This window comes from Allokutzneria multivorans (assembly GCF_039537405.1).
Classification (GTDB): Bacteria; Actinomycetota; Actinomycetes; order Mycobacteriales; family Pseudonocardiaceae; genus Allokutzneria; species Allokutzneria multivorans.
The window spans coordinates 21,630-34,022 of record NZ_BAABAL010000002.1 but is presented as its reverse complement, the minus strand read 5'-3'; the positions used below and the strand labels follow the sequence as shown (position 1 = coordinate 34,022).

Genomic DNA, 12,393 nt, shown 5'->3' with positions numbered 1-12,393 from the left:
GTTCACCCTTTCGCCGCGAGGCATCCTGTGGCAACAATTCTTACCGAAGTCGGCTAATCAGGGAAGAAGCAACGTAGATGGTGCTGGACGGCGAAGGACTGCTCGTGCGGCTGCGGACGGAGCTGTCCGGGCTGCCCGAAGCGCTGCAACGCGTCGCCGAGCTGATCCTGCGCGATCCCGAGGAGGCCGCGCAGGCGACGATCGTCGACCTCGCCGAGCGCTCCGGCACCTCCCCCGCGACGGTGACCCGGTTCTGCCGCACGCTGGGCTTTCGCGGCTACGCGGGGCTTCGCGTGGCCATCGCGACGGAGATCGGCCGGGCCGCGCAGGCGCGCTGGGAGATCGACGTCGACCGCGACATCGCGCCGGACCACTCGTTGCAGCGGGTGCTCGGAGTGATCGTGAACGCCGACACCCAGGCGATCAGGGAGACCGCCGACCGGCTCGACCTGGACGCGATCGAGGTCGTCGCCAGCACCATCGCCGCCTCGATCGGCACCGGCCGCCGGGTGGAGGTCTTCGGCGTCGGCAGCAGCGCGGCGGCGACGACGGAGCTGGTGTTCCGGCTCCAGCGGCTGCGCGTGGCGTGCTGGCACCGCGCGGAAGCGCACTCCGCGCTGAGCAGCGCCGCGTTGCTGCGCCCGGGCGATCTCGCGATCGGCGTCTCGCACAGCGGCCGGACGCGCGAGGTGATCGAGTTCCTGGCCGAGGCGGCCGAGCACGGCGCGATGACGGTCGCGGTGACCTCCTACCCGCGCTCGCCGCTGGCCGGGACCGCCGAGCTGGTGCTGACCACCGAGACGCACGAGACGAGCTTCCGGCTGGCCTCGCTCTCCGCGCTGCACTCGCAGCTGCTCGTGCTGGACCTCGTCTACGTCGCCGTGGCGCAGCGCAGCCACCCTGCGGTGGACGAGGCGTTCGAGCTGACCGCCCGTGCGGTCCAGACGCACCGGCTTCCCGAAGACCCGATCCGGAAGGGAAAACACCGTTGATCAGCGCCGAGGGTTTCCTTGAAGTCATCACCGAGCTGACGAAGACCGTTGGTACCGAACAACTTTCACATGTCAACGCCGCCGCTGACGTGATCGCCGGCTGCGTGCGCGCGGGCGGAGTGGTGCAGGCGTTCGGCTGCGGGCACTCCGAAGCGCTGGCGATGGAGATCGCCGGACGCGCGGGCGGACTGGTGCCGTCGAACCGGATCTCGTTGCGGGACTTGGTCCTCTTCGGCGGCGAGGAGGTCTCCGTGCTGGAGGGACCGCTGCTGGAGAAGGACCCGACCGTCGCGCGCCGGCTCTACGAGCTGGCCCCCGTCGGCGCGGAGGACGTGTTCGTCATCGCGTCGAACTCCGGCGTGAACGGACTGATCGTCGAGTTCGCACTACACGTTAAGTCCAAGGGGCACAAGGTGATTGCGTTGACTTCACGTCAGCACACCGACCTCGTAGAGTCCAACCACCCGAGCGGGCGCAAGCTCGCCGAGCTGGCTGATGTGGTGCTGGACAACGGGGCTCCGTACGGGGACTCGACGATCGCCCTGCCCGGAGGTGGAGCTGTCGGCGCGGTCTCGTCGATCACCGCTGCGCTGCTGGCGCAGCAGATCACCGTCGAGGTCGTGCGCCGGTTGCTCGACGACGGCGGAGACCTGCCGATCTACCTCTCCGCCAACATCCCCGGCGGACGCGAGCACAACAAGGTGATCGAGGACCGCTATTCCGGGCGCATCCGCCGCACGGCATGATCAACAGCTTGCCCCCTCAAGACCGTCGAACCGCATGATCGAAGGAGATCCTGTGAACCCGACCACGAGACGTTCGGTGCTGCGCGGAGCTTTGGCAGCGGCGGCGACACCGCTGCTCGCCGGATGCGTGACAGGGGGCGGCGGCGACAAGGGCCCCGCGCTGCGCGGTGCGGTCACCAAGGAGAACCCGCTCGGCGTCGCGGAGGGCGCCCCGCTGGAGGTGGTGATCTTCAAGGGGGCCTACGGAGACCAGTACGCCCTGGACGCGGAAAAGATCTACAACCAGCGGCACCCGCAGGCGAAGATCACCCACCAGGGCCTGCAGAAGGTCGGTGAGGCGCTGCAACCGCGCTTCGTCGCCGACACCCCGCCGGACGTGGTCGACAACACCGGAGCGGGCGAGCTGGACCTCGCGACCCTGGTGAAGGCCAACCAGGTCGCCGACCTCACCGAACTGCTGGACGCGCCGTCGCTGCACGACCCGTCCGTGCGCGTGCGCGACACGCTGCTGCCCGGCGTGGTGGACGACGGCATGTTCAACGGGCGCCCGCGCGCGCTCAACCTGGTCATGACCGCTTGGGGCGTCTGGTATTCACGAACGCTGTTCGCCGAGCGCGGGTGGAGCTACCCGAAGACGTGGGACGAGATGTTCACGCTCTGCGGCGAGATCAAGAAGTCCGGCATCGCGCCGTGGACGCACCAGGGCAAGTACCCCGACTACATGGGGGACCTGTTGGTGTCCATGGCTTTCAAGGCCGGTGGCAACGAACTCCTGCTCGCCGTCGATCACCTGGAACCCAACGCCTGGAAGCACGAGGCGATGATCAGCGCGGCGAACGCGATCGCCGAACTGGTCGGCAAGGGCTACGTGATGCCGGGCTCGGAGGGCCTGTCGCACACCGAGGCCCAGGCCGCGTGGTCGCAGGGCAAAGCGGCGTTCCTGCCGTGCGGCTCCTGGCTGGAGATCGAGCAGCAGGCCGTCACGCCGAAGAACTTCCAGATGGCGATCATGCCGCCGCCGCAACTGTCCACTTCGGACAAGATGCCCGCCGTCGCGGTGCGCGCGAGCGGCGCGGAGAGCTTCATCGTCCCGGAGAAGGCCCGCAACCGCCAGGGCGGCATGGACTTCCTGCGCACGATGTTCGCCGTGCCGAGCGCGCGGCGCTTCGCCGAACTTGGCGGCGGGCTGCCCTCGGTGAAGGGTGCGACCGACGGACTGACGCTCTCGCCGGGAGTGCAGTCCGTCCGCAGCGTCATCGACGCCGCCGGCGACAACGCGTTCCGCTACCGCTTCCGCTTCTGGTACGGCACCTTGAAGAAGTCGTGGGACGACGCGACCGGTGAGCTCGTCGCCGGGCGGCTGAGCGCGCAGCAGTGGGCCGACCGGTTGCAGCGCGCCGCCGACGCGGTCGCCCGCGATCCCAACATCACCAAGTACCGGCGCTGACATGAAGCACGGCAAGTACCGCTTCCTGGCGATGGCGATCCTGCCCGCACTGGTGCTGCACGTGGTCTTCGTGCTGTCGCCGTACGCGCAGGCGTTCTACCTGTCCCTGACCGACTGGACGGGTGTGGCGGGCCAGGCGAACTTCGTCGGGCTGGACAACTTCGCCAAGCTCGGCGAGGACCCGTTGTTCTTGTCCGCCTTGGGGAACAACGCGCTGATGCTGATCGTCGTGCCACTCGCGACGATCGCCATCGCGTTGTTCCTGTCCTCCATGCTCAACCTCGGCGGGCGACGCGGGCGCGCCGAGGTCGGGGGCGTCGCGGGCGGGAAGTTCTACAAGATCGTCTACTTCTTCCCGCAGCTGCTGTCGGTACCGATCATCGCGGTGCTCTGGCAGTTCGTGTACAGCCCGAACAACGGTCTGCTCAACGGTTTCCTGAGTTCGGTCGGCCTTGACGGGCTCGCCCGCACCTGGCTCGCCGACGGCAGCACCGCGCTGTGGGCGATCATGGCGGTGATGATCTGGTCGGCCGTCGGGTTCTACGTCGTGCTGTTCAGCGCGGCCATGGACTCCATCCCGCGCGAGCTGTTCGAGGCGGCGCGGCTGGACGGGGCCGGGCGGTTCGCGACCTTCCGCTCCATCACGCTGCCCCTGGTGCGGGACAACGTGAACGCGGCGTTCGTGTACCTCGGCATCGCGGCGCTGGACGGCTTCGCGCTCGTGCAGATCCTGTCCGTGGGGCCGGGCGGACCCGATGGTGCCACCGAGGTGATCGGGCTCGGGCTCTACCGCAACGCCTTCTCCTTCGGCCAGTTCGGTTACGCCTCCGCGATGGGCGTCGCCCTGTTCTTCCTGACCCTGACGCTCGCGGTGATCGCGATGCGTTCCGGTCGCCGCACGAAGGTGGAGATGGCATGAAGCGATTGGGTGACGGGGCCGTCCACCTGTTCATGGCCGTGTGGGGCGTGCTGGTCGCGTTCCCGTTGGTGTGGGCCGTGATCAGCTCGCTCAAGACCGACGAGCAGATCCTCACCAGCCCGTGGTCGCTGCCCGACCGCCCGCACCTGGAGAACTGGTCCCGCGCGTGGGATCAGGCCTCGATCGGCCAGTACTTCCTGAACAGCCTCGTCGTTGTCGGCGGAGCGCTCGCGCTGACCATGCTGCTCGGTTCGCTCGTCGCCTACGCGCTGGCCCGGTACTCCTTTCCCGGCAACAGGTTCCTGTACTACCTGTTCGTCAGCGGCATGCTCTTCCCGATGTTCCTCGCCCTGGTTCCGCTGTTCTTCGTCGTCAAACAGCTCGGGCTCCTGGGCAGCTATCCCGGTCTGATCCTCGTCTACACCGCGTACGCGCTGCCGTTCACCGTGTTCTTCCTGACCGGCTTCTTCCGCACCCTGCCCAACGAGGTCGCCGAGTCGGCCGCCCTCGACGGCTGCTCGCACACGGGGATCTTCTTCCGCGTCATGCTGCCCATGGCCAAGCCCGGGTTGATCAGCGTGGGGATCTTCAACTTCCTCGGCCTGTGGAACCAGTACCTGCTCCCCCTGGTGCTCAACCCCGACCCGTCGAAGTACGTCCTCGCGCAGGGCCTCGCGGCGCTGTCGGTCAGCCAGGGCTACCGCGGCGACTTCAGCGGCCTGTTCGCCGGGCTCACCATCGCCATGCTGCCGGTCCTGGTGGTGTACCTCGTGTTCCAGCGCCGCATCCGCTCCGGCCTCACCGTCGGCGCCGTCCGCTAGCGCTCAGCCCAGCCGGAGCAACGCTGCGGACTCGATGAGACCGCAGCGTTCCAGCTGGCCGAGGACCTCGTCGAAAGTCTCCGGAGGGTTCACGCGCTCGTCCACGATCTGCTGGACGCAGGCGTAGACGACCCGGTCGTTGATGCCGATGAGGTCGAGGACGAAGTCGTCCGGCGTCTTCGCCTCGATGTCCCACTCCGCCAAGTAGTCAGCGGGGAAATCGCGGACGTTCGCGGTGACGATCACCTGAGCACTCGCTTTGATCGCGGCGGCGAGCACGTGGCGGTCATCGGGGTCGGGAAGGTCGAGGCTGCCGGTGAGGGGCTCGTAACCGTGCACAAGGCAATCCGGGATCGCCTGGTTCATCAGCCCGCGCAGTCGGCGCTGCGTCTCCTCCTCGATGCCGCGCCGCTTCGCGAGTGCCGCGCACATCTCGTCGAGAATTCGCTCGGTCCACTTGGCCTGCACGAGACGGGCACGGCCAGTCGGATCAGGAGATTCCTGGAAGTGTTGCCGTACAACGAACACGCGTCGTAGACGACGATGAAAGCCACTGATCAGTCCGATCCCAGTTCCTGGTCGAGACGGGTCAGCTCATCGATCGCGTCCTTGCGGCGGAGGTCGTCACGGCGCTGGTGGTCGACGAGATCCTCGAAGCGGATTCGCCGGTGCCTGCCGACGAGCCGGTACGGGATCTCACCCCGCTCCAGCAAGCCGATCAGGTACGGCCGCGAAACGTTGAGCTGGTCGGCCGCCTGCTGCGTGGTGAGCTCCGCGTGCAACGGCATGATCTGCACGCCCTGCCCGTTGGCCATGGCGGCGAGGACGTGCGCGAACATCTCGACCGCTGGCCGGGGCAGGACGAGCGCGACGCCGGGGCCGCCTTCGACGAGGATCTCCAGCTCTTCAGCCTCGGCACGGTCGCTGACCAGGTAGTCCTTCACCCGGCGGAGCGCACGGGCGGCCACCTCCCGGTCGACGACCCCCGGAGCGACCTTGCCTGCTTCTCCCGTTCTGGACATGACCCACCCCCTCGTTAACGCATTATCCGCAACATTCGCAATATTCGCAACACCTCAGGCCGGGGGGAGGACGATGCGGGCCGTGGTGCCCGCGCCGGGCGTGGTGTCGAGTTCGATGCGGCCGTTGTGGGCGGCGACGATCGCGGCGCTGATCGCGAGGCCGAGGCCGGAGCCGCCGCGGGCGCGCGAGCGGGCGGCGTCGGCGCGGTAGAAGCGGTCGAACACCCGCTGCGCGTGCTCGGCGTCGATGCCCGCGCCGGAGTCGGAGACCTCGACGAGCGCGTAAGCAGCTGCGACAGGCAGGTCGGTGCCGGACCAGGCGACGACGCGAGCGGGCTCCTCGACGGGGCGGTAGCGCACGGTGACGCGGATCGGGGTGCCCGTGGGCGTGTGCGTGATGGCGTTGGTGACCAGGTTGGTGATGACCTGCCGCAGCCGCGCCTCGTCGGCGATCACGCGGACGGGGCCGTCGGGGGCGGACAGCGTGATGGAGCTCGACAGGACGCGGGCGTCGTGGACGACGTCGTTGACGGGAACGAGCAGGTCGACCTCGGTGAGGTCCAGGGCGCGCTGCTCGTCGAGGCGGGCGAGCAGCAGGAGGTCCTCGACGAGCCCACCCATGCGCTGGGACTCGTCCTCGATGCGCGACATGAGCCGGTCCACGTCGGACTTCTCGGGCGCCCCGCCCCTGCGGTACAGCTCGGCGAAGCCGCGGATCGAGGTCAGCGGGGTGCGCAGCTCGTGCGAGGCGTCGGCGACGAACTGCCGCAGGCGCCGCTCGGAGTGCTCGCGCTCGCGCATCGCCGAGGAGATGCGGCCGAGCATCACGTTGAGGGACTGGCCGAGCCGCCCGGTCTCGGTGCGCGGATCGGCGTCGGGCACCCGGCTGTCGAGCTGCCCGGCGGCGATCGCCTCGGCGGTGCCCTCGATCCTGGTCAGCGGCCGCAAACCCAAGCGCACCACCGAGGTCGCGAGCACCGCCAGGCCGGTCAGGATCAGCAGGCCGACGACGACCTCGATGCTCAGCAGCTCCGCGACCGTCTCATCCCGCGAGCGCAGCCACACCGCCACCGCGACCAGCCTGCCGAAGTCGCCGACCACCACGCGGACCCGCCAGTCGCTGCCGCCCTCGCCGTCGGGGACGGTGATGGTCCGGCCGACGTTCTCCTTGACGACGTCGTAGCGCAGCAGCGGCATGTTCGGCGCCTCGGCCGAAGCACCGCCCCGGTACATCTCCACGCCGGTGCGGCTGAAGGCCACCAGGCGGAAGTCGGTGGGCAGCTGCGGCTCACCCCTGCCCGGCTTGCCGGGAGGCCCGTAGCCGTCGCTCATCCGCGTCGCCGTGGTCTTGAGCTGGTCGTCGATGCGCGAGACCAGGGACAGGTCCAGCCACACCAGGCTCAGCGCGACCACGACCGTCAACCCGGTGGCGCACAGGGCGACCAGCGTCGCGACGAGCCGGGTCCGCAGCGTCCACGGCCTGCGGCTCACGACCGCCCCCGGCCCCGGGGCAGGCGCAGGGTGTAGCCGACCCCGCGGATGGTGTGGATCAGCGCGGGCTCGCTCCGGTCGATCTTGCGGCGCAGGTAGCTGATGTAGGACTCGACGATGCGGCTGCTGCCGTCGAAGTTGTAGTCCCACACGCGGTCCAGGATCTGCTCCTTGCTGACCACCTTCTCCGCGTTGATCATCAGGTAGCGCAGCAGGTTGAACTCCGTCGGGGACAACGGGATCGGCTCGCCGGAGCGGCGCACCTCGTGCCCCTCCTCGTCCAGCTCCAGGTCGGCGTAGCAGAGCACCCCGTCGTCGGTGGCGGGCGAGCCGGGCGGGCGGGTGCGGCGCAGGATCGCGCGCAGCCGGAGCACGACCTCCTCCAGGCTGAACGGCTTGGTCACGTAGTCGTCGCCGCCCGCGGTGAGCCCGGCGATGCGGTCCTGCACGGTGTCCCGCGCGGTCAGGAAGAGCACGGGCAGCCGCTCCTGCGCGGACCTCAGCCGCCTGGCGACGGTGAAGCCGTCCAGGTCGGGCAGCATCACGTCGAGCACCACGATGTCCGGCTGGAACACCTCGGCCGCGCTCACCGCGCCCGCGCCGGTGTCCGCGACGCCGACCTCGAACCCGCTGAGCCGCAGCGTCGCCGAGAGCAGTTCCAGGATGTTGGGCTCGTCGTCGACAACGAGCACCTTGGCCGAGCGCGGCTCATCGATGTTCACCCGGCCAGCATCACGGTCCAGGCTGAGAGTTTGCTGGGAACACGCTGAGCAGCGCGGAAAGCCAGCCGTTGCGGTGTCACCATCGACGGTGTGCACCCGCTCAACTCGCTCCCGGCCCGCCTGTTCCTGCTCTCCTTCGACCAGGAGCGCGGCCGGCTGACCGTGGGCGCGGCGCTGGCGCCCCTGCTGCGCGCGGCGGCGCTGGCCGAACTGCACCTCGGCGGACGGCTCGCCGACACCGGGGGCAAGGCGCGCGCGGTCGCGGCGACGCCGAGCGGAGATCCCGTGCTGGACCAGGTGCTGGCGCTGGTCAGCGGCTCGGCGAAGCCCCGGTCGTGGCAGCACTGGATCGGCTACCGCCCGAAGAGCACGGTGGTGGCGGTGCGCGAAGCCCTCGTCGCGTCGGGGCACATCCGCGTCGAGCGGCGCAGGGTGCTCGGGCTCATCCCCACCACCAGGATCACGCTGCTCGACCCCGGCGCGGCCACGCACGTGGAGAGCCTGGCGTCGGAGGCGTTGCGCGGCGCGTGGCCGGTCGAGGAGGTCGACCTGCGCGACGCGGCCGTGGTGAGCCTGGCCGCCGCCGCGAACCTGCGCACGGTGGTCAGCCGCGCGGACCGGCGGAGCTACCGCAAGCGCCTCGCCGAGCTGAGCGCGCGCGTCGGCCCCGTGCCCGCCGCCCTGCGCAAGGCCTTGCAGGCGCAGAGCGCGGGGTCGGCGGGCGGCGACGGCGACTGAGCTCGAGTCCTGAGCCGGGCTAGCGGTAGGTCAGGCCCGCTTCGGCCATGCGGCGCGTGGCTTCGAGGACGTCCTTCTCCCCGGCGGCGATGTAGAGGCGGAGGTAGGGAAGCGGCGTCGCGCCGGACTCCGGCCCGGGGTAGGGCCACGGCCACACCGGAGCGACCAGGACGCCCGTGCGCTCGAAGCAGTCGGCGCGGTACTGCTCGGGCTCGTAGGCGGGCGGCACCTCGATCAGCACGTACGGCGTGCACTCCCCCGCGTGGACGGCGCTCCGGGGGTGGCCGAGCTGTTCCACGCACGCCTGCACGGTGGCCTGGCGGGTGTCGGCGAGCTCGAAGCTCTGCCGCGTCAGGAAGTCCGCGCTGTCGGAGGACTCCAGCCACTCCGCCATGGCGTGCTGCGCGGGGCCTGCGTGCATCAGGCCGTGGTGCAGCCGGTAGCGGTTGACCAGCTCGGAGAGCACGGCGGGCGCGGCCACCATCGACCCGATCGCCCAGCCGTTGCAGCCGAACTGCTTGCCCATCGAGCGCACGCCGAGCCACGGCACCAGCGGCGCGCGCTCGATCACGGCGCGCAGGGCGGAGGTGGCGGTGACGCCCGCGTCGCACACGCCGAAGTACGCGTCGTCGACGAGGATCGCCGCGTCGTGCTCGACGGCCGTGTCCACCATCGCGGAGACGAACTGCTCCGACCAGTTCACGGCGGTCGGGTTGTGCTGCGCGTTGATGATCACCATGGCCAGGTGCTCACCGGGCGTCGCGAGCACCTTGGCGACGGCGGCGGCCAGGTCCTCGCGCTGCGGCTGGAAACCGTGCTCGGGGCGCAGCGGGAGGTAGCGCACGGTGAAGCCGAGCGGGCTGAACACCCCCGAGTAGTCCCAGCTCGGCCCTGCGGCGAGCACGACGGGCCTGCTGGAGGTGGTCCTGTCCTTGACCATGCGGCCGAAGTCGAACATCGACTGGCGGGTGCCACCCCAGGAGACCGCGACCTCCCAGTCGCCCCCGGTCAGCCCGTTGCCCGCCGCGATGTGCTCGCGCAGCGCGGCGCGCAGCCGGGGCAGGCCGTACAGCGACAGCTGGTAGCCGTGCGAGCCGACGGGTGTCTCCGCGAGCCTCGCGGCGAGCGCGGGCGGAACTCTGTCCCAGGTCTCTCCGAAACTCAGACAGATCGGATCGCCGTAGGGCAGACCGCGCTGCAAGTACTCGCGCAGCAGCAGGACGTCCGGCATCGCGCACGGGGCGGCGTCGCCGTCGAGGAGCGCTCGCAGGGTGGATTCGGTGATCATGGCGGACCTCCAGGGCTCTGGTTGGTGCTGGAGGGTGCCGAACGCCGATGGAATCAGGATGGAGCGCGGATGGACCGTCAGGGACGCTGCTGGTTCTGCGGGTACGGCTGCCCCTGGGGCTGCTGCGGGTACGGCTGGCCCTGGTGCTGCTGGGGCGAGTAGTCCCGCAACGACGGCTGGGCCGGAGCGGCGGGCTTGCGGCTCTTCTGCGCGAAGCCGAGCACCAGCAGCACGAGGCCGAGCACGCCGACGCCGATGCCGAGCGCGGGCTGCATGGGCTCGGCCCACATGAGGATGGCGAACTGCCGGTCGCTGTACTGGGACAGCGCCATCGAGCCGAAGCCGAGCAGGGTGAGGGCGAAACCGAACCTGAGCACTGGAGACTCTTCTCTTCACGGGATCTGACCGGGGAACAGACTCCGCGCTCACGTCGGCGGTTCCGCGAGCATCGAAAAATCTGACCGTTCGGCCAGGTGTCAGTCGTCGACACCGTCATCCGAGCGTCATAGGGTGATCTGCACCCGGCGTATTGGCAGGTCAACGACGATGTCAGCAAACGCGGGGGCGCAGTGGCGGTCCTTCCGCGCGGTGGCCGTCGTGGTGTCCCTGGTCCTCGTGGCGGCCTCGGTCATGGTCACCACCGAAGCGCTCGGCAACCCCGGCTCCGTGCTGGCCGACAAGACCCTGCAGGTCCTGTTCAGCCTGGTCACGGTGCTGATACTGCTGGTGGGCGCGCGCCGCAGGAGCGGTGCCGACCGCGGCTGGCGGCTGTGGATGGCGGCGACGGCCTGCTGCATGGGGCTCGGCCTCGGCGTGTGGATCTGGACGAAGCTGATCAGCGGCCTCCCGCTGCCCGCGAGCACCCTCGGCAACGTCGCCTACTTCATGGTCCCGGTCTTCGCCCTGATCACGGTGATCAGCCTGATCGACCTCGGCGTCGGCGAGGAGCAGCACCCGGTGACCAGGCCGAAGCGGATGCGCGCGGTGCTGGTGCTGGACGTGGTGATCATCGCCAGCTCGGTGCTGCTGGTCGGGCACGCCGGGCTGATGCTGAAGCTGACCAACCGCTCGGCGGCGGTGAACGAGGCGGGAAACCTGGTGCTGCAACTGCTGCACCCGACCTCCTACGTGCTCGTCGCGGTGATCGCGGTGCTGGTGTCCGGGCCGCGCGGCCTGCTGCGACAGCCCGCGCTCGGCCTGCTGGTGCTCGGATTCCTCGCGCACGCCACCTCCGCGACGATCACCACGAGCCTGGTGCTCAGCGGCATCAGGCACATCCCGCCGGTGATCGACATCGGGTACATGACCGGCAACGCGTTGTTCCTGCTCACCGCCGTCGCGCCGCCGGGGCGTCCGCTGCCGCGCAAGCGCAGGCGCTCCGACCACTGGCTGCACCTGGCCGTCCCGTACGTGCCGCTGCCGATCGCCGCGCTGTTCCTGGCCTTCCGCATCACCGAGACCACCCAGGTCGAGCCGGTGGAGATCTACCTCGGGTTCTGGCTCGTCGGTGCGGTCGTCGGCAGGCAGCTGATCGCGATCGCCGACAATCTGTGGCTGCTGGGGCGGCTGCGGGCGAGCCAGCGCGAGCTGGAGTACCAGGCCTACCACGACTCCCTGACCGGCCTGGCCAACCGCGCGCTGTTCCAGGAGACCCTGCGCCGCGCGGTGGACGGCAACTCCGCGACCGGGCCGCCGCTGCTGGTGCTGTTCATCGACTTCGACGACTTCAAGAAGGTCAACGACCAGTACGGGCACGCGACCGGCGACGCGCTGCTGCGGGAGATCTCCGCGCGGCTGCGCGAACTGCTGCCCAGCACCGACCTGGTGGCCCGGCTCGGCGGCGACGAGTTCGGCATCCTGTTGCACCAGAACGGGAAGAGCCCAGAAGAGGTCGGCAACGCGGTCCTGGAGGGCATGCAGCGGCCGTACCAGGTGGACGGGCGCGAGCACGTGGTGCGCGCCAGCATCGGGCTCGCCGAGCTGGGCCCCGGCGAGTCCGGGCTCACCGCCGATGAGCTGCTCGCCCGCGCGGACTCGGCCATGTACACCGCGAAACGCCGCGGCAAGGGCACCCTCGCCCTGCACTCCGCCTAGCGGCCGAGAAACAGGCGCCTTCCAGTCTTCACCTGTCCCCACAAACGTGGATATATAGGCAAATGCCAGCGGTGTCGGGTCCAGGCCGGGCGTCGCGACGATCTACGATGCGG

13 protein-coding genes are annotated in these 12,393 nt (G+C 69.8%); 7 read left to right on the top strand and 6 right to left on the bottom strand.

What is annotated here, in order from left to right:
• Positions 1-77 precede the first annotated feature (77 nt).
• Genes ABD798_RS00310 through ABD798_RS00290 form a run of 5 tightly spaced genes read left to right on the top strand, consistent with a single transcriptional unit; the run spans position 78 to position 4,925 of the window.
• Positions 78-992, top strand: coding sequence for a MurR/RpiR family transcriptional regulator (locus ABD798_RS00310; RefSeq protein WP_344870355.1), 915 nt, complete (start codon positions 78-80; stop codon positions 990-992).
• Positions 989-1,738, top strand: a complete 750-nt coding sequence (locus tag ABD798_RS00305; RefSeq protein WP_344870353.1) for a sugar isomerase domain-containing protein — start codon at positions 989-991, stop codon at positions 1,736-1,738. The genes ABD798_RS00310 and ABD798_RS00305 overlap by 4 nt, the downstream gene beginning before the upstream one ends.
• 52 nt (positions 1,739-1,790) lie before the next feature.
• Positions 1,791-3,185, top strand: coding sequence for an N-acetylglucosamine/diacetylchitobiose ABC transporter substrate-binding protein (ngcE, locus tag ABD798_RS00300; protein ID WP_344870352.1), 1,395 nt, complete (start codon positions 1,791-1,793; stop codon positions 3,183-3,185).
• 1 nt (position 3,186) lies between these two features.
• Complete coding sequence (locus ABD798_RS00295; protein WP_344870351.1) at positions 3,187-4,104, top strand: carbohydrate ABC transporter permease; 918 nt, start codon at positions 3,187-3,189, stop codon at positions 4,102-4,104.
• A complete protein-coding gene (locus tag ABD798_RS00290; protein ID WP_344870350.1) occupies positions 4,101-4,925 on the top strand; it encodes a carbohydrate ABC transporter permease in 825 nt (274 codons plus the stop codon). Before ABD798_RS00295 ends, ABD798_RS00290 begins: the two co-directional genes overlap by 4 nt.
• Before the next feature lie 3 nt (positions 4,926-4,928).
• On the opposite strand, the gene ABD798_RS00285 is transcribed toward ABD798_RS00290, so the two are convergent.
• From ABD798_RS00285 to ABD798_RS00270, 4 genes are read right to left on the bottom strand one after another with little or no spacing between them, the layout of a single operon-like run.
• Entirely contained in the window at positions 4,929-5,453 is a 525-nt protein-coding gene (locus tag ABD798_RS00285; RefSeq protein WP_344870349.1) for a PIN domain-containing protein, read from the bottom strand.
• A gap of 29 nt (positions 5,454-5,482) precedes the next feature.
• Positions 5,483-5,947, bottom strand: a complete 465-nt coding sequence (locus ABD798_RS00280) for an excisionase family DNA-binding protein (protein ID WP_344870348.1) — start codon at positions 5,945-5,947, stop codon at positions 5,483-5,485.
• A gap of 54 nt (positions 5,948-6,001) precedes the next feature.
• Entirely contained in the window at positions 6,002-7,438 is a 1,437-nt protein-coding gene (locus ABD798_RS00275; protein ID WP_344870347.1) for a sensor histidine kinase, read from the bottom strand.
• Positions 7,435-8,160 carry a response regulator transcription factor gene (locus tag ABD798_RS00270; protein WP_344870346.1) on the bottom strand — a complete coding sequence of 242 codons (726 nt, stop codon included), beginning with the start codon at positions 8,158-8,160 and terminating at the stop codon, positions 7,435-7,437. The genes ABD798_RS00275 and ABD798_RS00270 overlap by 4 nt, the downstream gene beginning before the upstream one ends.
• A 90-nt stretch (positions 8,161-8,250) precedes the next feature.
• Between ABD798_RS00270 and ABD798_RS00265 the strand changes: the two genes are divergently transcribed.
• Positions 8,251-8,898, top strand: coding sequence for a GOLPH3/VPS74 family protein (locus ABD798_RS00265; RefSeq protein ID WP_344870345.1), 648 nt, complete (start codon positions 8,251-8,253; stop codon positions 8,896-8,898).
• 19 nt (positions 8,899-8,917) lie between these two features.
• Here ABD798_RS00265 and ABD798_RS00260 read toward each other — a convergent pair whose 3' ends face one another.
• Together ABD798_RS00260 and ABD798_RS00255 are read right to left on the bottom strand one after the other, a co-directional pair.
• The gene (locus ABD798_RS00260; RefSeq protein WP_344870344.1) at positions 8,918-10,186 is read right to left on the bottom strand and encodes a pyridoxal phosphate-dependent aminotransferase; all 1,269 of its coding nucleotides are present in this window, start codon (positions 10,184-10,186) and stop codon (positions 8,918-8,920) included.
• 77 nt (positions 10,187-10,263) lie between these two features.
• Complete coding sequence (locus ABD798_RS00255) at positions 10,264-10,563, bottom strand: hypothetical protein (RefSeq protein WP_344870343.1); 300 nt, start codon at positions 10,561-10,563, stop codon at positions 10,264-10,266.
• Positions 10,564-10,732: 169 nt separating this feature from the next.
• Here ABD798_RS00255 and ABD798_RS00250 point away from each other — a divergent pair, with 169 nt between their 5' ends.
• Complete coding sequence (locus tag ABD798_RS00250; RefSeq protein ID WP_344870342.1) at positions 10,733-12,280, top strand: diguanylate cyclase domain-containing protein; 1,548 nt, start codon at positions 10,733-10,735, stop codon at positions 12,278-12,280.
• The last annotated feature ends 113 nt before the right edge of the window (positions 12,281-12,393 follow it).